29 protein-coding genes and 2 pseudogenes are annotated in these 25,480 nt (G+C 62.6%); 16 read left to right on the top strand and 15 right to left on the bottom strand.

The window, feature by feature from the left end; translation table 11 throughout:
- Positions 1-5: 5 nt before the first annotated feature.
- From BN1233_RS06810 to BN1233_RS06780, 7 genes are all read right to left on the bottom strand, one after another.
- The gene (locus BN1233_RS06810; RefSeq protein ID WP_046863159.1) at positions 6-281 is read right to left on the bottom strand and encodes a PepSY domain-containing protein; all 276 of its coding nucleotides are present in this window, start codon (positions 279-281) and stop codon (positions 6-8) included.
- A 127-nt stretch (positions 282-408) separates the two neighbouring features.
- On the bottom strand, positions 409-966 hold the full coding sequence (locus tag BN1233_RS06805; RefSeq protein WP_046862766.1) for a LemA family protein: 558 nt from the start codon (positions 964-966) through the stop codon (positions 409-411).
- Positions 967-1,396: 430 nt separating this feature from the next.
- Positions 1,397-2,608, bottom strand: coding sequence for a TadE/TadG family type IV pilus assembly protein (locus BN1233_RS06800; protein WP_046862765.1), 1,212 nt, complete (start codon positions 2,606-2,608; stop codon positions 1,397-1,399).
- Between the two features lie 99 nt (positions 2,609-2,707).
- Complete coding sequence (locus tag BN1233_RS06795; protein WP_082145296.1) at positions 2,708-3,931, bottom strand: adenylate/guanylate cyclase domain-containing protein; 1,224 nt, start codon at positions 3,929-3,931, stop codon at positions 2,708-2,710.
- Between the two features lie 180 nt (positions 3,932-4,111).
- A complete protein-coding gene (locus tag BN1233_RS42640) occupies positions 4,112-4,516 on the bottom strand; it encodes a hypothetical protein (protein ID WP_048709460.1) in 405 nt (134 codons plus the stop codon).
- Positions 4,517-4,647: 131 nt separating this feature from the next.
- Complete coding sequence (locus tag BN1233_RS06785) at positions 4,648-4,905, bottom strand: hypothetical protein (protein ID WP_046862764.1); 258 nt, start codon at positions 4,903-4,905, stop codon at positions 4,648-4,650.
- A gap of 46 nt (positions 4,906-4,951) precedes the next feature.
- Positions 4,952-5,179, bottom strand: a complete 228-nt coding sequence (locus BN1233_RS06780; RefSeq protein WP_244470955.1) for a hypothetical protein — start codon at positions 5,177-5,179, stop codon at positions 4,952-4,954.
- Positions 5,180-5,341: 162 nt separating this feature from the next.
- On the opposite strand from BN1233_RS06780, the gene BN1233_RS06775 reads away from it, so the two are divergent.
- The gene (locus BN1233_RS06775; RefSeq protein ID WP_046862762.1) at positions 5,342-7,156 is read left to right on the top strand and encodes a tetratricopeptide repeat protein; all 1,815 of its coding nucleotides are present in this window, start codon (positions 5,342-5,344) and stop codon (positions 7,154-7,156) included.
- 139 nt (positions 7,157-7,295) lie between these two features.
- On the opposite strand, the gene BN1233_RS46665 is transcribed toward BN1233_RS06775, so the two are convergent.
- Positions 7,296-7,460, bottom strand: a complete 165-nt coding sequence (locus BN1233_RS46665; RefSeq protein ID WP_154678254.1) for a hypothetical protein — start codon at positions 7,458-7,460, stop codon at positions 7,296-7,298.
- A gap of 257 nt (positions 7,461-7,717) precedes the next feature.
- Here BN1233_RS46665 and BN1233_RS06770 point away from each other — a divergent pair, with 257 nt between their 5' ends.
- The 6 genes from BN1233_RS06770 (at position 7,718) to BN1233_RS06745 (ending at position 11,808) form a co-directional block, all read left to right on the top strand.
- The gene (locus tag BN1233_RS06770) at positions 7,718-8,527 is read left to right on the top strand and encodes a DUF2092 domain-containing protein (RefSeq protein WP_046862761.1); all 810 of its coding nucleotides are present in this window, start codon (positions 7,718-7,720) and stop codon (positions 8,525-8,527) included.
- On the top strand, positions 8,524-8,826 hold the full coding sequence (locus tag BN1233_RS06765; protein WP_052763717.1) for a hypothetical protein: 303 nt from the start codon (positions 8,524-8,526) through the stop codon (positions 8,824-8,826). Before BN1233_RS06770 ends, BN1233_RS06765 begins: the two co-directional genes overlap by 4 nt.
- Positions 8,827-9,003: 177 nt before the next feature.
- Positions 9,004-10,407 (top strand): DUF1254 domain-containing protein, encoded by a 1,404-nt coding sequence (locus BN1233_RS06755; protein WP_046862759.1) that lies wholly within the window; start codon positions 9,004-9,006, stop codon positions 10,405-10,407.
- Positions 10,408-10,575: 168 nt separating this feature from the next.
- Positions 10,576-11,157 (top strand): HdeD family acid-resistance protein, encoded by a 582-nt coding sequence (locus tag BN1233_RS06750; RefSeq protein ID WP_046862758.1) that lies wholly within the window; start codon positions 10,576-10,578, stop codon positions 11,155-11,157.
- 150 nt (positions 11,158-11,307) lie between these two features.
- Entirely contained in the window at positions 11,308-11,460 is a 153-nt protein-coding gene (locus tag BN1233_RS46660) for a hypothetical protein (protein WP_154678253.1), read from the top strand.
- 12 nt (positions 11,461-11,472) lie between these two features.
- Positions 11,473-11,808, top strand: a complete 336-nt coding sequence (locus tag BN1233_RS06745) for a hypothetical protein (RefSeq protein WP_046862757.1) — start codon at positions 11,473-11,475, stop codon at positions 11,806-11,808.
- A 317-nt stretch (positions 11,809-12,125) separates the two neighbouring features.
- On the opposite strand, the gene BN1233_RS06740 is transcribed toward BN1233_RS06745, so the two are convergent.
- The gene (locus BN1233_RS06740; protein WP_046862756.1) at positions 12,126-12,626 is read right to left on the bottom strand and encodes a winged helix-turn-helix transcriptional regulator; all 501 of its coding nucleotides are present in this window, start codon (positions 12,624-12,626) and stop codon (positions 12,126-12,128) included.
- A gap of 100 nt (positions 12,627-12,726) precedes the next feature.
- On the opposite strand from BN1233_RS06740, the gene BN1233_RS06735 reads away from it, so the two are divergent.
- From BN1233_RS06735 to BN1233_RS50965, 3 genes and pseudogenes are all read left to right on the top strand, one after another.
- Positions 12,727-13,380 (top strand): glutathione S-transferase family protein, encoded by a 654-nt coding sequence (locus BN1233_RS06735; RefSeq protein ID WP_046862755.1) that lies wholly within the window; start codon positions 12,727-12,729, stop codon positions 13,378-13,380.
- 90 nt (positions 13,381-13,470) lie between these two features.
- A pseudogene (locus tag BN1233_RS06730) lies at positions 13,471-14,121 on the top strand (DUF4424 family protein); the annotation flags it as partial.
- A complete protein-coding gene (locus BN1233_RS50965; RefSeq protein ID WP_425311697.1) occupies positions 14,051-14,443 on the top strand; it encodes a DUF4424 family protein in 393 nt (130 codons plus the stop codon). The pseudogene BN1233_RS06730 and the gene BN1233_RS50965, both read left to right, overlap by 71 nt.
- Positions 14,444-14,752: 309 nt before the next feature.
- On the opposite strand, the gene BN1233_RS06720 is transcribed toward BN1233_RS50965, so the two are convergent.
- On the bottom strand, positions 14,753-15,181 hold the full coding sequence (locus BN1233_RS06720) for an SRPBCC family protein (protein WP_082145228.1): 429 nt from the start codon (positions 15,179-15,181) through the stop codon (positions 14,753-14,755).
- Positions 15,182-15,547: 366 nt separating this feature from the next.
- Entirely contained in the window at positions 15,548-16,021 is a 474-nt protein-coding gene (locus BN1233_RS06715; RefSeq protein WP_046862751.1) for a VOC family protein, read from the bottom strand.
- A gap of 461 nt (positions 16,022-16,482) precedes the next feature.
- On the opposite strand from BN1233_RS06715, the gene BN1233_RS06710 reads away from it, so the two are divergent.
- On the top strand, positions 16,483-16,767 hold the full coding sequence (locus BN1233_RS06710; RefSeq protein ID WP_046862750.1) for a hypothetical protein: 285 nt from the start codon (positions 16,483-16,485) through the stop codon (positions 16,765-16,767).
- A 240-nt stretch (positions 16,768-17,007) separates the two neighbouring features.
- On the opposite strand, the gene BN1233_RS06705 is transcribed toward BN1233_RS06710, so the two are convergent.
- Positions 17,008-17,505 (bottom strand): TY-Chap domain-containing protein, encoded by a 498-nt coding sequence (locus tag BN1233_RS06705; protein ID WP_046862749.1) that lies wholly within the window; start codon positions 17,503-17,505, stop codon positions 17,008-17,010.
- Between the two features lie 321 nt (positions 17,506-17,826).
- Here BN1233_RS06705 and BN1233_RS06700 point away from each other — a divergent pair, with 321 nt between their 5' ends.
- Positions 17,827-18,741, top strand: coding sequence for an NADP-dependent oxidoreductase (locus tag BN1233_RS06700; protein WP_046862748.1), 915 nt, complete (start codon positions 17,827-17,829; stop codon positions 18,739-18,741).
- A gap of 520 nt (positions 18,742-19,261) precedes the next feature.
- Here the strand turns inward: BN1233_RS06700 and BN1233_RS50960 are convergent.
- Entirely contained in the window at positions 19,262-19,456 is a 195-nt protein-coding gene (locus BN1233_RS50960) for an alpha/beta hydrolase family protein (RefSeq protein WP_052763716.1), read from the bottom strand.
- A gap of 256 nt (positions 19,457-19,712) precedes the next feature.
- Positions 19,713-20,609 carry an NAD(P)-dependent oxidoreductase gene (locus BN1233_RS06690; RefSeq protein WP_244470954.1) on the bottom strand — a complete coding sequence of 299 codons (897 nt, stop codon included), beginning with the start codon at positions 20,607-20,609 and terminating at the stop codon, positions 19,713-19,715.
- A gap of 117 nt (positions 20,610-20,726) precedes the next feature.
- Here BN1233_RS06690 and BN1233_RS06685 point away from each other — a divergent pair, with 117 nt between their 5' ends.
- From BN1233_RS06685 to BN1233_RS06675, 4 genes and pseudogenes are all read left to right on the top strand, one after another.
- Positions 20,727-21,788 carry an alkyl sulfatase dimerization domain-containing protein gene (locus BN1233_RS06685; RefSeq protein WP_244470953.1) on the top strand — a complete coding sequence of 354 codons (1,062 nt, stop codon included), beginning with the start codon at positions 20,727-20,729 and terminating at the stop codon, positions 21,786-21,788.
- A gap of 56 nt (positions 21,789-21,844) precedes the next feature.
- Positions 21,845-22,057 (top strand): annotated as a pseudogene (locus tag BN1233_RS49525) (IS5/IS1182 family transposase); the annotation flags it as partial.
- Between the two features lie 240 nt (positions 22,058-22,297).
- On the top strand, positions 22,298-22,918 hold the full coding sequence (locus tag BN1233_RS06680) for a TIGR02466 family protein (RefSeq protein WP_046862747.1): 621 nt from the start codon (positions 22,298-22,300) through the stop codon (positions 22,916-22,918).
- Positions 22,919-23,063: 145 nt separating this feature from the next.
- Positions 23,064-23,318 carry a hypothetical protein gene (locus BN1233_RS06675; RefSeq protein ID WP_046862746.1) on the top strand — a complete coding sequence of 85 codons (255 nt, stop codon included), beginning with the start codon at positions 23,064-23,066 and terminating at the stop codon, positions 23,316-23,318.
- Positions 23,319-23,417: 99 nt separating this feature from the next.
- Here BN1233_RS06675 and rpoD read toward each other — a convergent pair whose 3' ends face one another.
- A complete protein-coding gene (gene rpoD / locus BN1233_RS06670) occupies positions 23,418-25,409 on the bottom strand; it encodes an RNA polymerase sigma factor RpoD (protein WP_046862745.1) in 1,992 nt (663 codons plus the stop codon).
- Between the last annotated feature and the right edge of the window lie 71 nt (positions 25,410-25,480).

Raw genomic sequence — 25,480 nt, 5'->3', positions numbered from 1 at the left:
GGCCCCTACTGCTTTGCGACGACCGCGCCCGAGGTCGGATCGAGGAACAGCTCGGTGCGAACTCCATTGCCGTCATGGGCGTAGATCTCCCCGCAGGAGGCCTTCAGCTTCGCCTTTTCGACCTTGTAGCCGAGGGACTCCGCCTTGGACTTCAGGTCTGACAGCGACAGCCAGGTTGATTCCGGGGCCCATGTGCAGGGCCGTCCGAGGCTCCCGGCTTGTGCGGTGGTCCAGATTCCGGCCGATACCAGAGCCGCCGTTACGATTGCGATCTTGCGCATGGTGTCTCTCCGCTTGGTCGGGCACCGCATCGTGCGGCGCCGGATGCGAAGGACCATGGCGTATTTTGGCTGATGTCCCGCTGTGGATCGCGGTCAGCGAATTGACAGCTCGAGGCGGAGCACAGGGCTAGAACTCGACCCGGGGCGGGACATCGAGCGCACTCCTTTGCCCTTCGCCGATGTCGAAGAATTCGCGCGGGATGAAACCAAGAGAACCGGCAAAGAGCACGGCAGGGAACGACCGGATTGCGGCGTTGAACTCCGATACGGTGCTGTTGAAGAGCTTCCGTGCTGCTGCGAGGTCATCTTCGACGGCCGCCATCCTCTCCTGAAGAACCAGAAAGGGCTCGCTGGCCTTTAGATTCGGATAGGATTCCGAAAGCGCGAACAGGTGGCCGAGCGCGCCGGTGAGTTGGGACTCGGCGGCTACCTGATGAGTCGGTCCATGCGCCGTCGCCGCGGCATCCCGCGCGGCCATCACGGCGTCTAAAGTCCTGCGTTCATGAGCGGCGTAGTGCTTCATGGATTCGACGAGGGCCGGAACGAGATCGCGCCGCTGCTTGAGTTGTGCGTCAATGTCCGCAAAGGCGCGGATCATCTGCTGCTGCAGGGATACCAGCCTGCCATAGACCACGACCGGATAGAGGATCACCAGGACGACAGCGCCGAGCAGAACCCATCCCATTCGTCAGGCTCTCTATGCCACTTTGGCCTCTGGCGAAATTCGTGGCACGGCAGGCTTGTCGGGGCAAGATTTCTGAAGGGCGCGCTCGATTCAGGGCACAGTGGCTCACCTCTCACCCGTCCCTTCGGGGCGACCTATCCCACAAGGGGAAAACGTAGATATGGCGCTGCAAACACATCACTTTTGGGTTCGTTCTGCCAAATTGGAGCGACCTCTCCCACAAGGGAAGGGTGAGGGTGGCAGCATCGCGCAATTGTAAGGAAAATTCCGAATTTAACAACAGGATAGCGCAGAGTTCCCCCCTCACGCGGCTGCTGTGCAGCCGACCTCTCTCGCCAGGGAAGAGGTGTAGGGCGCGCGAGGGTGGTGGTGCTGATCCTGGGAGTCATACTCCATGCGCTTAGCGCACGAGTCTTCTCCCGCATTCCGCCTACTCCGCCAATCTTGCACCACTCGCGCTTCTGGGCAACGGCTTCGGAAGATTGACGCTCGTCTCTTTTGTTTCCTGGACCGACGATCCCGACATTTTGACCGTGTTGGCAATGATCGGCATGAAGGGACTCGACACGCCGAAACTTCCATTCCCGGTGACCTCGACGTGACTCTTCGGCATGTAAATGGCGCCCTTCAGAATCGTGCCGCTGTTCCCGTTCAGCTTGGTGGTGTTCAGCGGTGCGTTCGGATCCTGGACGAAGAGCAATCCACCGAACGGCTCCTTCTCGGTCGACGCGGACAACTCCAGACGAGCGCCGCCCGCAATGTCGAAAGTCGATGTGCCGACGAAATAGAACGTTACCTCGTCGCCGGTCACATCCGACTGCGATCCGATCTTGAGGTCTCCATCCTTGATGACATAGACGCCCTTCGCGAACGTGACCTTGCCCTTCAGATCGAGCCCGCCGCAATAGACGCCGGGCCAAAGGTTCTTCGAGTCTTGTGGCTGAACGGAGACGTTTCTCAATTTCGGATCGCAGGTCGTGCTGCCGGAATAAGAAAGGCCCTTGTACGGATCCTCCATGACGTCGCAGCCATTCTCGGGCGGCGGGGTGAGCGTGAAGCCCGCTGTCACTGTTCCGACTGCGCAATAACCATCGGCTTGCACGGTTGCCGATCCGCCGATCGTAATGGCGCCGCTGGCGCTCGAATTGGAATGAAGGACGCAGCCTTTGCCCTGAAAGGTAGTATTACCCGTCATATCGATTGCCGCGGTCGCGCTTGGACTGAGCGTCAGGATGCAGGGTGGCGGTCCATCGTAAACCCGCACGGCCTTCGCTCGCGCGCGCAGGCCGATGTCGTTGATCCGCAGGACCTTGAGCATCGAGGTCGAGACTTCGCCCGTCGCCGTGACGACCGCTTCCTTCTGGCCGACTGCATAGGTCACGGAAGGCATCACGTCGTCCGGACGATTGGCCTCGAACACGGTCCTTGCCGCGAGCTCGCGCTGGCTGAGCGTCGAAGCCTTGATGGTGAGTGCTGCGAGCGCCGCCGAATCCGTGGCAGCCTGGAGCTTGCTCTTCGCTTGGGTTGCGCGCGTGTAGTCGATGGCGGCGCCACTCAGGCCCATGATGGGGATGAGAGCAACCGCGAACACGATGGCGACGGCACCGCGATCATTCTCACGGAAGCGACGAAGAAGGTCCATGATGCAGCAGGCTCCGGACGGGTTTCGGCACCCGTCTTCTCTCATGGAAGGCTGCAACGAAGCGTTCGAAGGACCGAAACAAGTTTATCGATCACCGGCTCATGGCCGGTAGATCTCGACCGGCTCCTCGAAACCGTCGAGCAGATACGGACCAAGGCGCTCGGGATTGCCCCACAGATGATCCACGAAGCCGCGCGACATCAGGAGCGGTTCGCCGAGTTCCCTGTTGAGTTCGGCCATCCGGCTCGCGAGATTGACGTCGCGTCCGATGACCGTGAAATCCAGCCGCTGTCCCGAGCCGACATTCCCGTAAGCCGCCTCTCCGTGATGGAGTGCGATCCCCACTCTGACTGGCGCCGGGAAGCGCCCTTCGTTGTTCGCGGCCACGATCCGCGTGAGCGCTCCGATTGCTGCCGTCAAAGCAGATTGGGCCGCGCCGCCCGTGTCGTCACCGCGATCCCTGAAAATCGCGAGGAGGCCGTCCCCGAGGTATTTCAGGACCTCTCCGCCCTCCTCCTCGATTGGCGGGACGAGGCAGTCGAACAATGAGTTCAGGAGCTCGACGGTCCCCTCCGGGCTGAGCTTGGCCGAGATCTTCGTGTAGTCGCGCATATCGGCGAACAAGATCGCCGAGCGGATCCGGGTGACCTGACCGCGCACGATCGCGCCGGAGAGGATCGCACGGTGCGGCTCGTCGCCGACATAGATCCGCAAGACGTTGTCGAGGCGTTTTCTCAGTGCCCTCAGTTCGGTCACGGCTGCAAAGGTCGGGATCACTGCTCTCAGTACGTGAAGCGCCTGCGGGCCGAACCCATCCGGGGATCGTGTCGCGAAGGAGATTCCATTCCCGGCGCCAGACGCAAACCGGACCGGCACGGTCAGGTAATGACGGTAACCGGCCCGCTTGAGGTCGGGAACGATCGGGAACAGGTCATCGGAGGTCTCGGCGAGGTCGAGGAGAAGCCATTCGCCGGTTCGGTTCACATGCGCGAAGGGGCTGCGCTGATACACTGCCTCACGCCGCGCGCCATGGGGCAGGAGCCGGATCGTCGATCCCTCGTCACGCGTCCAGAAGCGGCCAACGCCGGCATATTCGGAATGCAAGGCTTCGATGGCCGTTGCAATGCGATCGACCGGCAGGCCGAGGTCGTTCAGATGCTCGGCAAACTGAGTGAGCATCTCGTCGGCATCATCGTCCCGGGAACCCTCCTCGATCAGCCAATTCCGGAGCCGGTCGATGCCGGCGGGGAGCGCAGGGGAAGAATTCTCCACACCTGAGAGGGACGGGTCAGCGGGTGTCGCAATGGCCGAGGGAGCGCTCATCCCGCCAAGGTGGGCACCGCCCGATGTGAACACAAGGCGGTTCTCGAGGCTAGATCGAATAGGGCGAAGGGCGGGGCCTTGGTTGCGACAGCCTTTCTGGCGTTCACCACTCGCTGATATTGTGACCCGTTAACCTCCCCTGCCCCGTTCACCTCGGCGTGCTCCAGACCACGTCGGACATCAGAACGGCTGCCAGTCGCTGAGATCGCCGATGTTGTTCGGATCGAGCCCGCCGCCGAACTCCAGGCGGTTCATGTCATAGACGATGTTCTGCATGCCCTTGACGCTCTGGAAGGCGCTCTCGCCTCCGACATGCACGCAGCCGCACGCTACCGGATCGGCGTAGAGATAGGTTGCTTTCCCGTTTGCGGTCTGCCGCACGAACGTGTTCGGCGGCAGGCCATTGAGCACCGCGACCTGCTCCGGCGTGCTGGCGCGTTTGGCCACGAAGCCGGCCTTCGTGAGCATGCCGTTCGGGGCGCCGCTTACCGTCCCCACGGTCGACTGACACCCCGCCAGAGCGATCGCAATGAGTGCCACAGCAACCGCGCCAACAAGCGCCATAGCCGCCAAGGATGCCTTCATCCGCTTCACCCTTTCATCAGCTATGCCCAGATCCGAGGGGCATTTGCGGCTTGCCGCCCGCATCCTGCGCGAGCACCGTGCGATCGGCAGAGCACGTGCCATCGGTAACCAGGACAGGAGGGGACGGTCCCTCAGCAGTCCGCGCAGATGCCGCGCAGGACCTCGCGGTCGATCACCCGGTCCTGCTCCTCCATCTGCCGGTCGGCGATGGCGTCGTCCGTCGAGAACTCGTTCCGGGGCTGCGTCACCGCCTCCCGCTCGAGGGTGTTTTCTGACGGGATCACGATCTCGCCGCCGTGCAGCGCCAGCCCGGGATCCTGAACCTGCGCCCAGCCCGGCCCGGCAAGCACCAAGCCCCCGAGGGCGGCGAGCAAAACGACACGGGTCATTGTCGATCCTCCTGCTTGCGAACCGCCCGCACGCGATGCGGACCTCCTAGAGGTGGCGATCCAGCGTGGCCTCGAGTTCGGCGGCGAGATCCCGCACGAGGTCACGGTATTCGGCACAGCGCGCCTCCTTCACGGGCGATGGCGCGCGCTCCCAGCGCACGAGAGCCGCCTTGGCGTCGGCGAGATCGGCACAGAGGCCCCGGAAGTCCTCGTCCGTCCGGGCGAGTTCCGCGATGGCGTGCCCGCGATCCGGAAAGCGGGCGATGGCAGCCATGACGGCTCGATCCATGAGGCACCTGAGGCACCTGGCTGGGCGGCGCGGGGGCGCCGTCCCACAAACGCCAGCATCGCTCCGTAGCGTGCGGCCCAGGGAGTAAATTACCGTAGGTTACAGGCGAAACGGCGTCCCGCGACGCCACCGGAAAGGGGCCGGTCCATGCTCGGCAGTGGTAGCGCTGTCGGTGAGCTGCCGCAGGCGCAGCCTTCGGCCGAGGAGGTGCGCGCCCAGCTCGAGCGCCTCGTCGCCAGCCCCGACCTTGATGTTCCCCCACGGGCGCGGCGGTTCCTGCGCTATGTCATCGAGGAGACGCTGGCCGGGCGCGCGGGGCGCATCAAGGCTTACGCGATCGGCACCGAGGTCTTCGGGCGGGACGCGAGCTTCGATGCCCAGAGCGATCCGGTCGTGCGCATCGAGGCCGGGCGGCTGCGCCGGGCCCTGGAGCACTACTACCTGGTCGCCGGCCAGGCCGATCCGGTCGTGATTTCCATCCCGAAGGGCGGCTACGTCCCGCACTTCGCGAGCCATATCCCGCAGGCGGAAGATCCTCCAGCGCCCGGCGCGCCGCCCGCGGAGAACTCCGTCATGTCGCTGGCCCCGCGGCGGTGGGCCTGGCTTAGCGCAGGGACGGTCGTCCTGCTCGCCACTCTCGTCGGCCTCGTCCTGTGGCGCACGACACAAGACGTTTTGCAGTCTCCGTCCCCGGCATCGGCGACATTGCCACCGGAGGAGCCGACGCTCGTCGTCATGCCCTTCGCGAATCTGGGCGAGCTCCCGGAGGCCAGAATCTATGCCGATGGCCTGACCGAGGAGGTTCTGAGCCAGCTTGCTCGCTTCAAGGAGATCACCGTCCTCGGACGGGAGACGTCGCGGACCATCCCACCCGAAGCCGATCTCGCTCGGATCCGCCGCGAACTCGGCGCCCGATACGTGCTGGAGGGGAGCATTCGGGCCGCAGCGAACCACTTACGGGTCACGGGTCGACTGCTCGAGACGGAGACCGGGGTCGTGCTCTGGTCGCAAGACTATGACGAAGATCTGCGTATCCGTGACTTCTTCGCGATCCAGGACGACATCGCCGAGAAGGTCGCGACCGCCGTGGGGCAGCCCTACGGGATCATCTTCCGGGCTGACGAGAAGCGCGTTCAGGCGACGACAGCGCCGGACGATCTCGAGGCCTATGCCTGTACGCTTCAGTTCTACGGCTACCGGACTGCTCTCTCGGCAGAAAAACATGCCGCCACCCGGATCTGCCTGGAGCGAGCGGTCGGCCGTTACCCGAGCTACGCCACCGCTTGGGCGATGCTTTCCGTCCTCTATCTCGACGAGGACCGCTTCGGATTCAACCCGAGGCCCGGCTCTCCGGGCGCAACGCAGCGCGCCATCGATGCCGCGCGCCGGGCGATCCGGCTCGATCCGGAGAACGTGCGGGCGCTTCAGGCGCTGATGCTGGCGCTCTTCTTCACGGGACAACCCGCGGAGGCGCTCCGGATCGGCGAGCAGGCCGTGGCGCTCAATCCGAACGATACGGAACTGCTCGCCGACTTCGCGAGCCGGTTGGGCCAGATCGGCGCCTGGGACCGGGGAGCGACGCTCCTGGAGCAGGCACTGGCCCGCAACCCGGGGCACTCCGATTACTACAACGGAATGCTGGCCGTTCACGCCTACATGAAGCGCGACTACCGGCGCGCCGAAACCCTGATCCATCAGGTCAGCTTGGAGAAGTTCCCCCTCTATCATTTCATCGCCGCGATCATTTACGCCCAGCTCGGCATGACGCGTGAGGCGGACGAGGCGCGGGAGCAATTTCTGCGGATGCGCCCGACCATCTTCGACCACTGGGACGAGGAACTCGCCAAGCGCAACTTCCGGTCAGAGGATGCGGTGCATCTCGCCGAGGGGGCACGCAAGGCCGGCTTCCCGGTGCCGGACAGAACGGCCGCCGAAAGGGCCCTGGAGCCGATCTCGCGTTAACGCCGATCCGAATCCGGCGCGATGCAGACGGGCAGTCTCCACCGGGAAGGGCAGCTCATCGCCCGTTACGACCGGAGCCGCGCGGAATGCCAGGTTCCCGTCGAGATCCGGGGTGCGGACCGTCACCCGGAATACCCCCTCAGTGCAGAAGCACGAGCCAGATGACGATGGCCAGCGGCGTGATCGCTCCCAATGCGAATGCCAGGGCATCCAGGGCCATGAGTTTCACCTCGTCGCCCCCGAGGCGCACATGTCGTGACGCGCTGCTTGTTGCCTGTCTGCCACCGCGGCCGTTGACTGCCATCGTCGGCTCCGAACGTGGTTTTGAGTCTGCTCCGGATCCCCGCACGGGAGCGGGGCACCGCTCGGACAGGCTGATCATACCGCTGAGCACGGCAGCCACACCGTAGGATACAGGATGCTACAGGCCGCGACTGCAGTCCCTTGCTAGCGTCAGGTCGATGCTCGTGCCGTTGTCGCGTCCGGGGCGGTGTTCAAGCCCCCAGCTCCCGAGCAGAGATTGCCGCCGTCGACGGCGGCTCATGGCGACAGAGGCCATCCATGACGCAGCACCTTCCGACGAGAGCGCAGGCCGTCCGGGGCATCGGCGTCGGCGTCATTGCCGCGGTGCTCCTGTCCGTCACGACCATGGTGGCGAAGGCGGATGATGGCGACGCACGCAAGGTCCTGAAGGCCATGACCGACTTCATGGCGAGACAGAAGACACTGTCAGCGACCTATGACACCGATATCGAGGTCATCACGCCGGACTTGCAGAAGATCCAGTTCACCGCCTCCGGCGACGTGCTCCTCGACCGCCAGGCTGGCCTGCGGGCCACCCGGACGGGCGGTTACGCGGATCTGGAACTCGTCTTCGACGGCAAGACCATGACCGTGCACAACCGCCACGGCAAGGCGTTCGCCCGGCTCGATGTGCCGGGATCGCCCGACGAGGTGGTCCACCGGCTGCGGACGGTGCACTTCGTCGAGTTGCCCGGCGCCGATCTGCTGGCCGCGAATGCCTACGAGCGACTCACCGAGGAGGTGCTGGACGCCAAGCATATCGGCCGCGGCGTCGTCGACGGGGTCGAGTGCGAGCATCTCGCCTTCCGCAATCCCGAGACCGACTGGCAGCTCTGGGTCGAGACCGGCGAGCGCCCGGTCCCGCGCAAATATGTCATCACCAGCAAGACCGTCGCGCAGGCGCCCCAATACACGCTGCACATCAAGGAGCTGCGCACGGACGTGAAGTCTGGTCCAGACGCCTTCGCGTTCACGGCGCCCGACGGCGTGAAGCAGGTGGCGCTCGACGCCCTCGGGGACATCGACGAGGTGCCTCCCGGCATTCCAGCAGGAGGATCGAAGCCATGACACCGAAACGCGTCGTCACGGGTCTTGCCGCGACCACAGCGGCCCTCCTCATCCTGATCTGGAGCGGTGATCCGGTCGTCCCGGGGCACGGGTTCATGACCCGCGCCGAGGCGATCATCGGACGTCCCCTGACGCCCCTGAGCTATGCCGGAGTCGCCCGGCGGACCACCTATCGGGCCTTCGCCTACGGCGCCCCGGGGCTGGCCGGGGCGGCCGCGGGCGGTGCCTACGCCTATCCGGCAGCCGGCTGCGTGCAGGTCGTCGGCGTTTACGGGCAAGTGATTACCCGCTGCCGGTAATCGGCATCAGGTCACGGCCGGAGCCGAGGAGAAGCGTGGCCGCGAGAACGCGCTCGGAATCGAGGCGTCCAAAGGGAATGGAGGCTATCATGAACGTTACATCGCCGAGGATCCGCAAGACGGCCCTGCATCTTGCTTCCGTTCCCATGCTGCTCGCGATGAGCGCGATGGAGCCGGTTGCTGCGAACGACGTCACTGCAAGCGGAACCGATCAGCGAGCAGCAGGCGCACGACATCGCGGTCGATGCCTATGTGTATCTGTACCCGCTCGTCACTATGGACGTTACGCGTCGGCAGATCACGAATGTCGAAGCCGGCAAAGGGCTCGGCGGCCCGATGAACACCATGGCCAATATAGCCGCATACCCGAAAGCCGATGACAGGGCGGTCGTCCGGCCGAACTTCGATACATTGTACTCGTCGGCCTTTCTCGACCTGACGAGCGAGCCCGTCGTGGTGTCGGTTCCGGATACCGCAGGACGCTACTATCTGCTGCCGATGCTCGACATGTGGACCGACGTGTTCGCCTCTCCCGGCTGGCGAACCACAGGGACGCAGCCCGGACACTTCGTCATGGTCGCCCCGGGCTGGCGGCCCGACCTGAGGCAGCGCCTGATCGAGGACTTCAAGCTCCCGCGGGAAGGCCAGACCATCGAGGCGCCCACGCCTTATGTCTGGATCATCGGGCGCACGAAAACCGACGGCCCTTCCGACTACGACGCAGTTCACAAGATCCAGGCCGGGTACAAGGTCACGCCGGTGTGGCAATGGGGCAAGGATCCCGAGCCGGCTCCGTTCAAGGCGGACCCGACGGTCGACATGAAGACGCCGCCGAAGAAGCAGGTGGACACGATGTCCTCTGAGCAGTTCTTCACCTATGCGGCGGAACTCCTGAAAGTGAACCCGCCCCACGACACCGACCAGCCCATCATCGCGCGAATGAGGCGGATCGGCATCGAGCCGGGCAAGAGCTTCGATTTCGGCAAGCTGGATGGCGCTATCAAACGCGGCCTCGAACCGGCGGCGGCAGAAGGCCAGCGCCTGATGGCGTGGAAGGTTCCCACCCTTGCCCGTGTCGTGAACGGTTGGTCGATGAACACGGACACGATGGGCGTCTACGGGAACTACTACTTGAAGCGCGCGATCGTCGCACAGGTCGGGCTTGGCGCCAATTTGCCGGAGGATGCGGTGTATCCGCTGAATCTCGCAGACTCGACAGGCCTGCCCCTCGATGGAGCCAACCGATACACCCTCCACTTCGACAAGGGCAGCATGCCTCCCGTAGAGGCCTTCTGGTCGGTGACCCTCTACGATCCGGAGGGTTTTCAGGTCGCGAACAGCCTCGACCGCTTTGCGGTGAGCAGCTGGATGCCGTTCCAGTACAATCGCGACGGATCCCTCGACCTGTTCATTCAGAACGAAAGCCCCGGCAAGGCGATGGAAGCCAATTGGCTCCCGGCACCGAAAGCGCCCTTCAATCTGACGATGCGCCTTTACGCGCCGAAAGCGGAGGTCCTGACCGGAAGGTGGAATCCACCGCCAGTCGAAAAGGCGAGCAGTGCCCAAGTGCTGGCGCAGTGAGTTGCTGCGTGGTCCCGGGGTAATCGCGAATCCTTGGCTCGGTCCGCACAATGAAGTGAGCCTGGCATTGGTATGAAGTGCGTCGGCTGTACTGCGTGAGATGTGAACATTGTGAGGAAGACGGGCCGTCAGACCCATTGGACAAACGGTTTTCGAGGAGGTTTTCTCATGTCCAACACCGCTAATATCGGCACGCCGGTTCCAGGGCGTGTGGACCAAGGGCTTGAGCTGCTGCGTGTCAAATGGGGCTGGATTGTTGCGCTCGGCATCGTCTTCCTGATCGCCGGCCTCATCGCCCTCGGCAGCGTGGTGATGGCGACCGTCGCGTCGGTGGCGGTCGTCGGTGCCATGATGCTGATCAGCGGGATTGCCGAGATCGTCAATGCCTTTGGCGTGAAGAGCTGGGGCAAGTTCTTCCTGTGGGCTCTGCTCGGCGTTCTCTATGTCATCGCGGGCGTGGTGACCTTCCAGAACCCGCTCTTGGCCGCGAGCGTGCTGACTCTGATGCTCGGCGTGGCCCTGATCGTCTCAGGCTGCCTGCGCCTCTTCCTGGCCATGCAGATGACCGAGGGAACGCCCTGGGTCTGGGTCGCGCTATCGGGCGTCATCACCCTGCTCGTGGGCGGCATGATTCTCGCGAAATGGCCGGTCTCGAGCCTGTTCGTGCTCGGCATCTTTCTCGGCGTCGACTTGGTCTTTGCCGGGATCGGCTGGATCAGCATGGGCCTGGCCCTGAAGCATCGGACCTGACACGGAATCCTCGGGAGGACATGTCGGAGCGTGGCCTTCCTGAGGCGAAGGGATGTGGAGCCGGAGGCCCGGTCTCCGGCCCATTCTGCGCGCGCTCTCCCCGCGAGGGGACGGCTCCGCGTGGCGCGCTCCAAACGAAGGTGAGGCCCGATGTCCGATGCAGCGCCTCTCACCCGCCGGGACAAGGCCGTCTCCGGCCTCAAGCGCTTCGGGGTCATCTTTCTCTATTTCTGGGGCCTGCTGGCCATCTCGGCTCTGCACAAGTCGCTGGTCCTGGCGGAGAGCGGCCTCTCCTACCGGTAGAGCTTCGCGGTCGTGAATGCGCTCGTGCTCGCGAAGATCCTGTTCGTGGCCGAGGAATTGAAGGTCGGCGAGCGCTACGAGTGGGAGCCGCTGATCTATGCGATGGCCTTCAAGGCCGCGGTCTATTCGGTTTTGCTGGCCGCCTGTGAGATCCTCGAAGGCCTCGTCGTTGGCCATTTCCGCGGCAAGACGCTGGCCGAGAGCTTGTCCGAGGTCGGGGGCGGCACCCGTTCGGGATTCTCACGACGACGGTGCTCCTGTTCTTCGCCTTGCTCCCCTTCTTCGGCTTTCGGGAGCTCTGCGCGGTGGTGGGCGAGCCGGAGCTCCATCGATGTCGGCTCATGGTGAGGCTGTGTGAAAACTCATGGTCTCCAAGTCAGCGGAGAAGAATAATCCAGACGAATTGCGCCGCTGGAACGTTTGGAGCCGACCCAGCGCAGATTCCACTGAAAATCGAAAAAATGTTTCGGGATCAGGTCGTAATTTCGCGTTCTCACGCAGCCTCGGTCGACCTCAATAGTCGAGCTGATCGGTCTGAAGGTCTCCTGACCTCACGATTGCGGAAGTTCAGCTAGCGTCATCTCTGTGCCATCAACAGACCTTCCCGATTCATGTGTGTCATTTTGCGGGAGGCTGTGTGGAATGGCTGCTTCAGATGACGAACTTTAGCGAGCAGTCTTCCTGTGCGCAGCGACCTTCTCGTATGCGGCCTGAAGGTCATGCAGCACCGAGCGCTTCGGAGCAGGCGCGCCGAGATGCAGCGCACGGAGCTCCGCCATGAACGCATCCCACAGCGATGGACCGCCCTCCTCGAGCAATTGCGCGCGGATCGACAGCTCCTCCGAAACTGGTCTATGGCGCCGCCCCCAGGCTCCCATCTGCACGAGCAGGGGCACGAGCTGAATGGCAGGCTCGGTCAGGTTGTAAATCGCCTTCTGCTGATGGCTGGGATCGTCACCTCTTGTAAGCAGTCCGGCCGCCATCAATCGCTTGAGCCGAGCGGCCAGGATATTGGATGCGATCCCTTCCTCCGAGCGGTTCAGCAACTCGCGGAAATGGCGCCGATTCCCAAACATGATGTCCCGGATGACGATCAGGCTCCATCGATCGCCCAGAACTTCCAGAGTCAGGTTGATCGGGCACCCGGAGCGGTGCGCATCGGCCATGGCGAGACCCTTAACAGAGACTGCTTGCAAAGTGGGATCGGTCGAGTTACCAATCAACCGGTTGCATAATGCAATCGGATGCTTCGTGCGCGAGGTAACGATGACGTTGACGCTCTATGCCCACCCCTTCTCGTCCTACTGTCAGAAGGCGCTGATCGCACTTTACGAGAATGGCACCCCGTTCGAGTACCGGATTCTCGACAGCGAGCAGGCCAACGCAGAATGGGAAGCGCTCTGGCCCATCAGACGCTTTCCGGTTCTAGTAGACGACGGCCGCACGATCGTTGAGACAAGCATCATCATCGAGCACCTGGATCTGCGCCACCCGGGACCGGTGCGCCTCGTTCCTGAAGACGCCCGAACCGCTCTTAATGTCCGAATGATGGACCGCTTCTTTGACAATTATGTCATGACGCCCGTGCAGAGGATTGTGTCCAATAGCCTGCGAACCCCGGAGGCGCGCGATCCGCAGGGCGTGGTCGAAGCCCGGGAGATGCTCGATAGATCCTATGCCTGGCTCAATAGGATCATGGACGACCGAGAATGGGCGACGGGCGAAGCTTTCAGCCTCGCGGATTGTGCGGCGGCCCCCTCTCTCTTCTATGCCGATTGGGTGCATCCAGTCAGTGATGCCTTTGCCGGTGTGCAGGCTTACCGCAGGCGATTGCTGGCGCGACCGTCATTTGCACGGGCAGTGGACGAGGCACGGCCGTATCGGCATCTCTTTCCGCTGGGCGCCCCTGATCGCGATTGAACGGGCTTTGCATCCTTACACGACCACAGAAAACAGGAAGGAAGGATGCAACTAGGCTGATGATTTTGCCCAGAAGAAGGAAGACGACAAATGCCGATGCCTGGTATCCTTATCGTGATCGCTTCATTTCTGGCCGCCCTCGGAGTGACGTCGGCTGCGCTCGCAAACGGCGCGGTTTCCGAATTCCCAGCCGGTGGCGTTGTCTTCAAGCCTGAGAAGGACATTTCCATCGTCAGCGAGGAACTGGAGATCGGATGGAATGCCCTCCACGTCCGCTACGTCTTCGAGTCCTACGCGCCCGCCCCCATCGAACGGACGATCGGGTTCCCCATGGCGAAGGTGTCGTTGGCCGACGGGCCTGATAATGTCATCGACAGGAGTTGGCGGCCGGAGCAAGAGGCCGATCTGCGAAATTACATGGCGTTCGAGGTCTCCGTAAACGGCAAGTCCGTGAGACCCATGCTTCATGAATATGCCTGGTTCAACGGCACCAACATCACCGGCAAACTGCTTGAGATGGGCATTCCGCTTTTCGCCGCGGATACCGAAACGTTCACAAAGCTTGCGCAACTGCCCGAAGCCACGATCCGCACGCTGAAGCGTGAAAAGCTGGTGCAGGAAGACGATTCTGACCATTGGCTGGTTCCGAGATGGGAATATCAGGCGGTCTATGAATGGACGCAGACTTTCGCGACGGGTGAGACGGTGGTCGAGATTTCCTACAAGCCGTTTTTCGGCGCCGGCAATAACTATCATTATCATTACGAGGGCGGAAGGCGCTGCCTCGTATTGCCTCGGCACGGTGACCCGGCAAAAACTTGCCGAACTCCGGGCGAAAGGCATCTCGCTGGAGCCGTTCACCGTCGGCTACATCCTCACGACTGCCAGGAACTGGAACGGCCCCATCGGCGACTTCCGCCTGATAATATCCAACGTGCCTGGCTCCCTGTTCAGCTTCTGCGTTCCTGACGGGCTGGAGGCCGTCGGCGACGGAATGAGTTGGAAGGCGAAAAATTTCGTGCCCGATTCGGATCTCAAGATCGTGTTCTACCTGCGGGAATAGACGAGCAGGGCGTGTCACATAACGAACATCGGGTTTCGGACGGTGGAGCGGCCTTGGGGTGAAGATTATGGCAGGCTGGACCGGCACCAACGAGAAGATCGTAAAGAAACGGCTTTTCGGGTGCTACGGACCCAGCGGCGAGCATCTCGCCGTGCTTGTTCACCACTCCGATCAAGTGCTTGTGAAAACGGCCCGCGGGTGTGACCCCGCCGAACACCATCGAAGGTTAGAGGATCAACGACTGACGCCCGCGACCCGCGCCGATTAACACCTGATGCTCCGGGACGCCGCAACACTGCGCCCCGGCTGTTATTCGATGAAGGCTGCAAGATTCTCCAGCGTCGACCTTAAGCCCGCATCGTGATCTTCCTGCCGTATCCCTTCGGGCACGTTCTCGCAAAGGATCGTGACGTTGGTACCTCCGGGAACGGCAGCTAGCGTCCATGTCATCGTCATCGCACCTGCGAATGCAGGATCATCGGAGTCGAATTCGACCAGTTGCACGATCCGCTCGTCCGGGACCAGTTCCACGAACCGCCCCCGGACGACATCAGAGTGTTCCGAGGTCTTGCCGGGCGTTGAGTGGTCCGATCCCTCATGGGTGAGACTCATCCGATAGGTCCCGCCCTCTCGCGGGTCGAACACGTCAATGTGGCCCTTCATGCCCTCTGGCGGAAGCCACGAGACCAAGGCCTCCGGATCGAGGAATGCCCGGTAGATGGTTTGCGGCGATGCCATGATAACTCTCGAAGCAGAGTCGGCCCTCTTCTGGCCGAGAGCACTCCTCACGATGCGATCCTCCTTGGGGGACGTTTCGGCATCACCATATGAAAGTCGGGTCCCTGCCCGTTGCGGCTCGTTCGGGCTGGTCTGGTCCAACGACTGCTACGAATCAAAGTCCGCCTTGCGGGAATTCCTCTCAACATCCGCTTGACGCCGAATAGCTGACCAACGCGTCTCGTCCGAGAAGGGCCAAAGTACGATGCTGGGCGGACATCGTGAAGGGCCGCTCATCTCGCGATTGCGGAAGTTCGATCAACTTCAGCTCTGAACCAGGAGCGGACGACTGCTGGCGGCAATTTTGCCGCCATCCGAAGTGGAGCATCAACCGCGCCGCGCCGCCTCGATCGCGGCGACGTCAAGCTTCCTCATGTGCATCATTGCCTCAAACGCACGTTTGGCTTCATCGCCGCCTGCCGCCAGCGCCTCCGTCAGCACGCGTGGCGTGATTTGCCAGGACACGCCCCACTTGTCCTTGCACCAGCCACACGCGCTCTCCTGGCCGCCGTTGCTGACGATGGCATCCCAGTAGCGGTCGGTCTCGTCCTGATCGTCGGTGGCGATCTGAAACGAGAAGGCTTCGTTATGCTTGAACGCGGAACCGCCGTTGAGGCCGAGGCAGGCAACACCCGCAACCGTGAATTCGACGGTCAATACGTCGCCCTCCTTGCCGGCTGGGTAGTCGCTGGGCGCACGGTGCACAGCGAGCACAGCGCTGTCGGGAAAGGTCTCGGAATAGAAGCGGGCGGCAGCCTCGGCGTCCTTATCGTACCAGAGGCAGATCGTGTTCTTTGCCATCGCGAGTTCCTTTCGTCACGAAATCAATACCCGGGCTATTCTCGGCTCAAGCTCTTCGGAAATGGTTAGCGAACCGCCTTTCTTCATTGCCGATGGGTTCGCCTCGTCCGAGTGATCGCCGTGAGCAGCTAACCTAGAGCGTCGCTGTCTCCCTAGGTTCGATGACGCTCAAGTCAGGGAGGACCGGAAGGCACCCCTTGGCGACTTCACCGCGGGATGGCTGTGAGCCCGTCACACAAGGCCGTGTGCCGTTGGTCACGGCAGGATCGGCTGTTTCGAGCAATCCTCGAGACCAATCGCAGGAGGGCATCATGACGCGATCCTCGAAACGCCAAGCCAGGCGCTGGGTCATCCAAGAGCTGACACGCTGCCTGGAGCGGCGCAGTGAGCCTCTCCCCCCAATCAAGCCGACTGCGGATTGATCGATGTTACACGCAAGGGCACGGGCGACAGCCCGCGTCATGGACACCGAGATCGAGGCAAAGGCGAAGGCCCTCTGCGCCGATGCCGGCCTCGACCCGGATGAGACCGTGATGCACGCCTACGGCGACGACTTCACCGCCCTGGAATGGCAGTACCGGTGGACGTCCGATCCGGCCATCTCCGGCCAGCCGGTGATCAGCCCGATGTGGCGGCTGTACCGCGCCCGCGCGGTCATCGAGCTGTCGCGCCTGCGCAAGGCGGTCGAGATCGGCGGCAACGTCATTCCGTTCAGGAGGCGCAACGGTCAGCTTGGAGCGGCCTAGACGTCATGCCGGCCACCCGTCGCGGAACGGCAACAGAAGGCTTCAGGTTAACGACCGACCCAAGGCAGCGTGAATGTAGGTCTGAAGGTCCGCTCACTTCGCAAGTGCGGAAGTTCGACCATCTTCAGCTTCATGCCTCACTGAGACGTTGGCCAAGCTGCCTGAGGGTGCACTCAATGCGCTCGGTGGGAGCAACCCAGGCGAAGCCGAACGGAACGGAGCCACCGGCTGCGGCGCCGGTCAGTTCGAGAGGGCTCGCCCGGCTGTGAGCGAGATGGCTTCGCCCTTCTTCAGGCCATAAGCCTCAAGCGACTCCGCCAGAACCTGCGCGGCCGTTCCGGCCTGTGCGCGATCGGCCTCGATCGGCCTCTTCCAGTTGTCGTTCTCGTTTTCGGGCGGCGCCCATCCGAGCCGTTTGAGGGCGTCAGCGGTCTCTTCCTTCATCATCGGGAAATTGGATTTGCTGACCGCCTCGGCTCGGAAGCCTTTGGCGTCCTTCACGAGCAGGATGTAATATTTTTCGCTCTCGCTGGAGATCCTCGCTCCGATCTCGGGCTGAGACGCGACGTATTCCATCAAATCGGAGAGACATTCCTCGCTGTAGCGCCTGAGTTGCTCCGTGAGCTGTCCGGCGCACGATTGGCTCGCGTCTTGCTGGGCGCTCGCCCCGCTCAAGCCGGGAGACGCGATCCCGATCACCAGCATGCTGGTGAAAGCGATGGTTCGACAGCAGATCATGCACCGTCTCCGGGCCAAAGCCCTGAGGACAAACCAGGACAGGCATGTCCAGTTCCAAGCCGATGCGAGTAGCCTGAAAGCGCGCCCAGCGCTACCGAATGCCGGCATTGCAAACCTGGAACGCGCGGGGCGGTGCGGCCGGCTAAATGGGAGGCACCTCCGACTGGTGCAAACCTCCTGTGCCCTCGTGTACACCGGTCAGTGCCTTTCGCCGTGCAGGATGTTGCCCCAAGGCAGTCGCATTGCTGCCCACCTTCGGCTATCCGCTGACGCGGTGGCGTGGGCCGATCGAGCTCCGCCGATTTCTGGTCGGAGAAGGCCATGAAGGCGGTTTACATCGAACGCTTCGGCGGGCCCGAGGTTCTGACCTACGGGGATGTGCCGGACCCGGTGCCTGCAGAGGACGAGGTCCTGATCGATATCGCCGCCGCGAGCGTGAATGCGGCTGACTGGAAGCAGCGACGCGGTGGCTATGCCGGCCTCGTGTTGCCGCACATCCTCGGCCGCGATGTTTCCGGCACCGTTGTGGCGGTCGGCGCGGCGGTGACGGCCTTCCGCCCGGGCGACGAGGTGTTCGCCGTGTCGATGCCGGGCCAGGAGGGTGGCTACGCCGAGAAGATTGCGCTCAACGCGAAGATTGTCGGACGCAAGCCGGCCGGCCTGTCCCATGTCGAAGCTGCCGCCCTGGCCCTCACCGGGCTCACCGCCGTGAGCGCACTCGAAGAGACGCTGCAATTGCAGCCGGGCGAGACCATCCTGATCCAGGGCGGAGCAGGCGGCGTGGCCGGCGTCGCGGTGCAGTTCGCCAAGCATGTCGGTGCGCGGGTGATCGCCACGGCCAGCACCGCCAACCACGATTATGTCCGCGCGCTCGGAGCCGACGACGTGGTCGATTACAACACGGTTGATTTCACCCAGGCGGTCAGGGATTGCGACGCCGCACTCGACACGGTCGGCGGTGAGGTCGCAGAGCGCACCTTGTTGGTTCTCTGCCCAGGCGGACGAGCAGCCTTCATCGGTGGTCCGGCACCGACACCGAAACGGCAAGGCGTTCGGGCTCTCAAGCCGCCGGTGACACGCTCAACGGAGCGGATGAGCAGGGTGGCCGACCTGATTGAAGCGGGCGCAGTCCGCCCACCGGAAATCAAGGTCTATGACCTGGATCAGGCCGCGGAAGCTCACCGGGTGAGCGAGTCCAGGCACTTCCGCGGGAAACTGGTCTTCAAGGTTCGATGAGTGTGCAGCGGCATTGAAAGTGACTTTGCCCTAAGCCGCGTAAGTCACGCCCGGATAATCGCAAGGGCCAATCGGCGATCTTAACGGCTTCGGAGATGCCCTCGAAAGGACCATTGCCCCCGCCACATTACTGACGATCAGAGCTGGATCACGAGCTCCTTGACCGCGCCCTTGCTGCGGATCTGCACACGCTCGTTCGAATCCTCTCGCAAGTGAAGATATTCATGAGAGTCAGCAAAGCTCGATTCGTGATCAGCTTCCCGACCAGGATGCCCGCGTCCTTTGGCTTGATACGACAGCAAGCTGTCGTGGGGCTTGCCGCTACGCTCGCCAACCCCTAGCCCAGCAAACAGACCACCTCAGTCCCAAGTACCTGAGCCAGAAGGTCTGCTCACCTCGTGATTACGGACGTTCGTTCAACTTCCGCAACGTGCCAAACGAGACGTTCAGAGTTCGACTCAACGCGCCTCACATGCTGAGAGACTTCGCATGTGGGGGCGTCTTTCTCGTTCACCGGCATTTACGATGTGCTGAGCCGCTTCCCGTGCCAGCGCGGATGATCCTCGATGAAGAAGTAGGAGTGGTCGTAGCCCTCCTGGGGGCGAAGGGTCAGGGGAATGCCCGCATCGGCATAGGCCTGTTCCAGTAGATCGGGCTTAAGCTGGTTCTCCAGGAAGATGTCGGAGGTGCCCTGGTCGATCAGGAGTTCCTTCACATGCGCCCCGTCCTCGATGAGGGAACAGGCATCGTATTCCCGTCATGCGGACCGGTTCGAGCCGATATAATCCCTGAGCGCCTTCTCACCCCACGGGCGGTTCACGGGTGAGGAGATCGGCGCGAAGGTCTAGACGGCTCGGAAGCGATCCGGGTAGCTGACAGGCTTGGGCGGGAAGTCTGTTGATCTGTATGTTCGGAGGAAAAGCCTGTCAGATTGAGGATGTTATCGAAACGCAGCCACGAGCCGACGGCGATCACTTTTTCTCTGAGAGCACGGTGATCAGCTCCGGGACCGCTGCTTGCTCATGTCCCTTGTTGCACGCTTGATCATAAGTCTGGAATATAGCTGTGGCAGCACCGTTTGCGGCAGCCACATCACGGGTCATCTCGACATAGTATCCTATGTCCTTGCGAGCGTTGGCGATGCTGAAGCGGAAGCTGGAAGCATCCTGGGCGAGGATGAACGGTTTGAGACGCTCGAACACGACGCCGGCGCCTCCGCCCTTCCCGAGAACTTCGACTAGCACTTCGGGGTCGACACCTGCTCTTGCCGAACAGGCCGCGGCTTCTGCGAGGACAGCCGAGAAACCAAGTGACACATAATTGTGCAAGAGCTTGAGTGTATGACCTGCGCCGACATTGCCGGCATAGGTGACGTTTTCAGCATAACTGCGCATCAGAGGCAGGAGCGCGTCGAACAGATCCCTGTCGCCGCCGACGATGAGGTTGAGGCGCCCTTCTGCGGCCTCCTTCGGCGTTCGAGTCATCGGCGCGTCCAGAAAGCGGGCTCCCGTAGCAGCAACGGCTGCCGCTATCCTTTTAGTGGATTCCGGGATTGCAGTTGAGCAGTCGATGACCACGGACCCGGGACGCAGCCCTTTCAGAACGCCATCTTCTCGAAAGAGGACGTCCTCCACCTGTGGGGTGCCAGTGACGCAAGTAATGATAACTTCGCAACTGGCTGCAAGCTCGGAACAGGTGTCGAACGAAACCGCGCCACTCCCAAGCAGATCATTGACCGGCTGATTGCCGGGGTGGTTGAGAAAAGCAATGGGCCAACCAGCTCGCTGGACGTTTCGGGCGATACCATGTCCCATCAGGCCAACACCAATGATGCCGACGCGACGCTTCACCTTTTGAGGGTTGTTCACGTTCTACTCCCTTCGCTCTTGGCTTTCACCGAAGCTGAACCACCAAGTAGATCCATGCTCAAGCCGAAAATCTAGATCGAAAATGATTCCTGTCCTCGCATGGTGGGCGAGGGCGTCGTGATCGGAGACAGCGTTATTGTATTCAGCCAAGTTCGGCCGCAAGAGCCGAAGGATTGGTTCGGCTACGGGCGGCCGGTGGAGTTCACGGTTTCCGAGAACGTCTACGCCGGCAACGCCATGAACCGGCGGCTGTTCTACCAGTATGGCCTTCTGCTTCCCGCCAGTCCGCACGGTTACGTCGGCCAGGGGCTCGGTCAGGCCGTCTCGGCCGGGGCGACGGGGCTGTTCGCGCCAACCCGCTCTGTCGAGAAGGACATCGACGAATTCGAGGTCGACGGCGTCAGGATGATTTTCCAGAACACGCCGAACACCGAGGCACCCCGGGAGATGAACACGTACATCCCCGACATGAAGGCGCTCTGGATGGCGGAGAACGTCATCGCGTCGCTGCACAACATCTACACGATGCGCGGCGCTCAGGTGCGCGACCCGCTGCGCTGGTCCAAATACATCGGCAAGGCGCTTTACCGCTTCGGCGTGGAGGCGGACGTCATGTTCGCTTCGCACCATTGGCCGCGCTGGGGCAACGACAGGATTCAGGAAGTCCTGCGCGCTCAACGTGACCTTTACGCCCACATGAACAACCAGGTCCTCCATCTCGCCAACCAGGGCGTCACGATCAACGAGATCCACAACATCTATCAGATGCCGAAGAGCTTGCAGGAGAAGTGGTACTGCCGGGGCTATCACGGCTCTCCCGAGCACAAAAGCCGCGGCGTCGTGCAGCGCTACCTCGGCTTCTGGGACGGCAACCCGACAACCCTCATCCCGCTGTCGCCGTCGGCCTCCGCGCCCCTCTATGTCGAGATGATGGGCGTCGGCGAGAGGATCATCGATCGGGCTGGAGCGCAGCGATCTTCGCAGCCGCGCTTTGGCCCCAGGGGTGACGGCTACGCTCGGCGCGCCTCTTGGTCTGGATTACCGGATGGCGATCACCGAGGTCGGTGCGTCATACGAGATCGCCCGCTCCAGGTTGGTGGCGTTCGACGTGCCCGTGGGGCCCACTACTGGCATCAAGAGGCCGATCTCTCGCTGGCCGTCGCAGGTGCGACGACCTGAGCGATTCTGAGGTCGCCGGTGCTCGTGCGTTTGCCCGGTCGGGCTCGGTCGACTGGCTCGATCACAGGCCCGAGGCGATCACCATCCGCCGCCAGACCGTCGAGCATCCGTTCGCTACCCTCAAAGCCTGGATAGGCAGCACCTACTTCCTGACCAAGACCCTCGACAAGGTCCGAACCGAAACGAGCTTGCAGGCTCTCGCCTCCAACATGAAGCGGATGCTCACCAATTTCGGTGTCAAACGGCTCATGCAGGCGATGGCCGCCTGATCAAAGCCAGTTGCCAGAGCGCATTCAAACCACCGCGACGCCATCGTCTCGAACAATCGGCGCGCAGACGCGCTTTCACACGGCCTCGATCGTAAGCGGGCACTGCCCGGCGGACACAACAAATCCTCACTTCAACGCATCGCGCAGCAAGGCGGACGCAAGATCATCTCCTGTGGCCTACCTGAAAATTCACGTTAGGTCTTTGACAAAGCTCCTTCGCGAGCGATAGAGCGGCGCGCCATGGCAACGATCGACAGCCTCTTCGTCACCAAAGTCTACCGCGCGGAAATCACCGGAGCGAAGGGTGAGCGCCTCCTGCACGAACTCGAGACAGCCTGCCTCTCGATTGCCGAGGACGACACGGCCGGGCAGCGCTGGTGCGCGAAGAATGGTTATCCGGGCTACACGTCCTATGCCTCGCTCGACGATCTGCCCTGGCGCATTCCGGTCTTCGCGGACCTCGCAAAGGCCCTGGACAGCCACGTCGCTGCATTCGCGAAAGAGGTCGATTTCGATCTCGGCGGGCGCAAGCTCGTGCTCGACTCGCTCTGGATCAATATCCTGCCGCCGGGCGGCATCCACACGTCCCATATCCACCCCCACTCGGTGGTGAGCGGGACCTATTACGTAACCGTGCCCGATGGGGCCGGCGCCCTGAAGCTCGAGGACCCGCGCCTCGGTTTCATGATGGCGGCCCCGCCCCGGCGCGCCAAGGCCAAGCCCGAGAGCCGGCCCTTCGTCTATCTCGCCCCGAGCCCCGGTACCGTCATTCTGTGGGAGAGCTGGCTCCGTCACGAAGTCCCGATCAATGAGGCCGAGACCAACCGGATCAGCGTGAGCTTCAACTACGCCTGGCGCTGAAGATCGCTGGCCGGGATTGGCTGCCATTTGCGTTAGGTCAATGAGTCCCGCGTGGGACGGTGCTCTATTCCCGACGTCGACGGACCCGGTAGGCGGTGCGTCGCGAGGGGGCGGATATCGCAACCCCGCCCAATCGGAGGCCAGAATGCAGACGTGGAGCACGGGACTTTTCTTTCCGTTCGATTGGGCAGTGGCGCTGACCGACGAAGCGGACCTGACGGTTCGCGCAGCCCATGAGGTGCGCGCGATCGATCAGGAATGGCTGGATGTGCTGCTCACACCGCCTCAGGATCTTCCCGCACCGGTCATTCCCCTGAAGACGCGCGAATGCGGCAATCAGAAGGTGCCCGAGCCTGCCCATCCGGAAGACCATCCCAACGGCATGCGGCGCTGCGCATAAGCGCCGCACGGAACAGAGCTTGCTCGAAGTCCAATAGCAAAAGGCCGAGGCGTCGCCGCCCCGGCCTTTTATACTTTCACTGCCGGAAGCCGCTCCGGATCAGTTGTCGAGGAAGCTCCGCAGCTTGCGGCTCCGCGAGGGGTGCTTCAGCTTGCGCAGCGCCTTCGCCTCGATCTGGCGGATGCGCTCGCGAGTCACCGAGAACTGCTGACCGACCTCTTCGAGGGTGTGGTCCGTGTTCATTCCGATGCCGAAGCGCATGCGCAGAACGCGCTCCTCGCGCGGCGTCAGCGAGGCGAGCACGCGCGTCGTCGTCTCGCGCAGGTTGGACTGGATCGCCGCGTCAATCGGGAGCACGGCGTTCTTGTCCTCGATGAAGTCGCCGAGATGCGAATCCTCCTCGTCGCCGATCGGCGTTTCGAGGGAGATCGGCTCCTTTGCGATCTTCAGGACCTTGCGGACCTTCTCGAGAGGCATGGCGAGCTTCTCGGCAAGCTCCTCGGGAGTCGGCTCACGTCCGATCTCGTGCAGCATCTGCCGCGAGGTGCGCACGATCTTGTTGATCGTCTCGATCATATGGACCGGGATGCGGATCGTCCGGGCCTGGTCGGCGATCGAGCGGGTGATCGCCTGCCGGATCCACCAGGTCGCATAGGTCGAGAACTTGTAGCCGCGTCGGTACTCGAACTTATCGACCGCCTTCATGAGGCCGATATTGCCCTCTTGGATGAGATCCAGGAACTGCAGGCCGCGGTTCGTATATTTCTTCGCAATGGAGATCACAAGGCGCAGATTGGCCTCGATCATTTCCTTCTTGGCCTGACGCGCCTCGCGCTCGCCCTTCTGGACCATCTGAACGATGCGGCGGAACTCGCCGATCTCGAGCCCGGTCTCGGAAGCCAGGTTGTGGATCTGCTCGCGCAGGTCGTGGATCGTGTCCTTGCCCTTGGCGACGAAATCCTTCCAGCCGCGCCCGCCGAGCTTCGAGACCCGCAGCACCCATTTCGGATCGAGTTCCCAGCCCTGATAGTGCTTGAGGAACTCGTCACGGGCGACGCCATGCTGCTCGGCATGACGCATCAAGCGGCCCTCATAGGAGATCAGCCGCTTGTTGATGTCGTAGAGCTGCTCGACCAGGGCCTCGATGCGGTTGTTGTTGAGCGAGAGGGACTTCACGTCGGCGACGATCTCGTCCTTCAGCTTCTTGTATTTGCGCTCCTGGGCTGGCGTGAGCTGCTTGTTCTGCATGCGCTGCTCGACATGCTCGACCTGCAGCCGACGTAGCTTCTTGTAGTTGTCGGCGATACGATCGAAGGTCTCGAGCACGCGCGGCTTGAGCTCGGATTCCATGGCCGAGAGCGAGACGTTGTTCTCGAGATCGTCGTCGTCCATCTCGCCTTCGGATGGGACGGGGGCATCAGCCTCGGCCGTCTCACCCTCAGCGCCATCCTCCTCCTGAGGCGCCGTCCTGCTGTCAGGGCCCGCATAGGTGGCTTCGAGATCGATGATGTCGCGCAGAAGAACCCGCCCTTCGACGAGCTCGTCGCGCCAGATGATGATGGCCTGGAACGTCAGCGGGCTCTCGCAAAGCCCGGCGATCATGGCTTCGCGACCGGCCTCGATGCGCTTGGCGATGGCAATCTCGCCTTCGCGGGACAGGAGCTCGACCGAGCCCATTTCGCGAAGATACATCCGAACCGGGTCGTCCGTCCGGTCAGTCGGCTCCTTGGTGGTCTCGCGCACGGCGACGGCACGGGTGGTCGTGGTCGCCTCGACGAGGTCGCCGCTCTCCGGCTCCTCCTCCTCGCTCGCAGCCTCGGCCGGAGCCGCCTGGTTATCGTCGGCCTCTTCCGACTCGACGACATTGATCCCCATCTCGCTGAGCTGGCCGAGCACGTCCTCGATCTGCTCCGAGGTGAATTCCTCGGAGGGCAGGACCTCGTTCAGTTCATCATAGGTGACATAGCCACGCTTTTTCGCGAGTTTGATCATCCGCCTGACGGCGGCATCCGTCAGATCAAGGAGCGGTCCGTCGCTTTGCGGCTCCTGAGCCGTCTCGGTTTCGTCCCGTTCGGTTGCCTTTGTTGCCATACCCAGTTCAGCTCCACGCGCTCGCCGGCCCTTCGAGGAGCCATTCCGCGGCGAAACAGGCGACGAGGTCG

The sequence above is a fragment of the Microvirga massiliensis genome (assembly GCF_001006805.1).
GTDB classification, from domain to species: domain Bacteria; phylum Pseudomonadota; class Alphaproteobacteria; order Rhizobiales; family Beijerinckiaceae; genus Microvirga; species Microvirga massiliensis.
This window is presented reverse-complemented; position numbering and strand designations above follow the sequence as displayed.

Coding starts and splice junctions, on each gene's coding strand:
- BN1233_RS42640 (WP_048709460.1), bottom strand. CDS start 4,516: ATGAAGGCATCCTTGGCGGCTATGGCGCTTGTTGGCGCGGTTGCTGTG.
- BN1233_RS06700 (WP_046862748.1), top strand. CDS start 17,827: ATGAAGGCGGTTTACATCGAACGCTTCGGCGGGCCCGAGGTTCTGACC.
- BN1233_RS46660 (WP_154678253.1), top strand. CDS start 11,308: ATGTCCGATGCAGCGCCTCTCACCCGCCGGGACAAGGCCGTCTCCGGC.
- BN1233_RS06750 (WP_046862758.1), top strand. CDS start 10,576: ATGTCCAACACCGCTAATATCGGCACGCCGGTTCCAGGGCGTGTGGAC.
- BN1233_RS06785 (WP_046862764.1), bottom strand. CDS start 4,905: ATGACCCGTGTCGTTTTGCTCGCCGCCCTCGGGGGCTTGGTGCTTGCC.
- BN1233_RS06805 (WP_046862766.1), bottom strand. CDS start 966: ATGGGATGGGTTCTGCTCGGCGCTGTCGTCCTGGTGATCCTCTATCCG.
- BN1233_RS06735 (WP_046862755.1), top strand. CDS start 12,727: ATGACGTTGACGCTCTATGCCCACCCCTTCTCGTCCTACTGTCAGAAG.
- BN1233_RS06775 (WP_046862762.1), top strand. CDS start 5,342: ATGCTCGGCAGTGGTAGCGCTGTCGGTGAGCTGCCGCAGGCGCAGCCT.
- BN1233_RS06705 (WP_046862749.1), bottom strand. CDS start 17,505: ATGATCTGCTGTCGAACCATCGCTTTCACCAGCATGCTGGTGATCGGG.
- BN1233_RS06800 (WP_046862765.1), bottom strand. CDS start 2,608: ATGGACCTTCTTCGTCGCTTCCGTGAGAATGATCGCGGTGCCGTCGCC.
- BN1233_RS06780 (WP_244470955.1), bottom strand. CDS start 5,179: ATGGCTGCCATCGCCCGCTTTCCGGATCGCGGGCACGCCATCGCGGAA.
- BN1233_RS06715 (WP_046862751.1), bottom strand. CDS start 16,021: ATGGCAAAGAACACGATCTGCCTCTGGTACGATAAGGACGCCGAGGCT.
- BN1233_RS06795 (WP_082145296.1), bottom strand. CDS start 3,931: ATGAGCGCTCCCTCGGCCATTGCGACACCCGCTGACCCGTCCCTCTCA.
- BN1233_RS06675 (WP_046862746.1), top strand. CDS start 23,064: ATGCAGACGTGGAGCACGGGACTTTTCTTTCCGTTCGATTGGGCAGTG.
- BN1233_RS06720 (WP_082145228.1), bottom strand. CDS start 15,181: ATGGCATCGCCGCAAACCATCTACCGGGCATTCCTCGATCCGGAGGCC.
- BN1233_RS46665 (WP_154678254.1), bottom strand. CDS start 7,460: ATGGCAGTCAACGGCCGCGGTGGCAGACAGGCAACAAGCAGCGCGTCA.
- BN1233_RS06740 (WP_046862756.1), bottom strand. CDS start 12,626: ATGGCCGATGCGCACCGCTCCGGGTGCCCGATCAACCTGACTCTGGAA.
- BN1233_RS06765 (WP_052763717.1), top strand. CDS start 8,524: ATGACACCGAAACGCGTCGTCACGGGTCTTGCCGCGACCACAGCGGCC.
- BN1233_RS06770 (WP_046862761.1), top strand. CDS start 7,718: ATGACGCAGCACCTTCCGACGAGAGCGCAGGCCGTCCGGGGCATCGGC.
- rpoD (WP_046862745.1), bottom strand. CDS start 25,409: ATGGCAACAAAGGCAACCGAACGGGACGAAACCGAGACGGCTCAGGAG.
- BN1233_RS50965 (WP_425311697.1), top strand. CDS start 14,051: ATGAATGGACGCAGACTTTCGCGACGGGTGAGACGGTGGTCGAGATTT.
- BN1233_RS06710 (WP_046862750.1), top strand. CDS start 16,483: ATGGACACCGAGATCGAGGCAAAGGCGAAGGCCCTCTGCGCCGATGCC.
- BN1233_RS06810 (WP_046863159.1), bottom strand. CDS start 281: ATGCGCAAGATCGCAATCGTAACGGCGGCTCTGGTATCGGCCGGAATC.
- BN1233_RS06680 (WP_046862747.1), top strand. CDS start 22,298: ATGGCAACGATCGACAGCCTCTTCGTCACCAAAGTCTACCGCGCGGAA.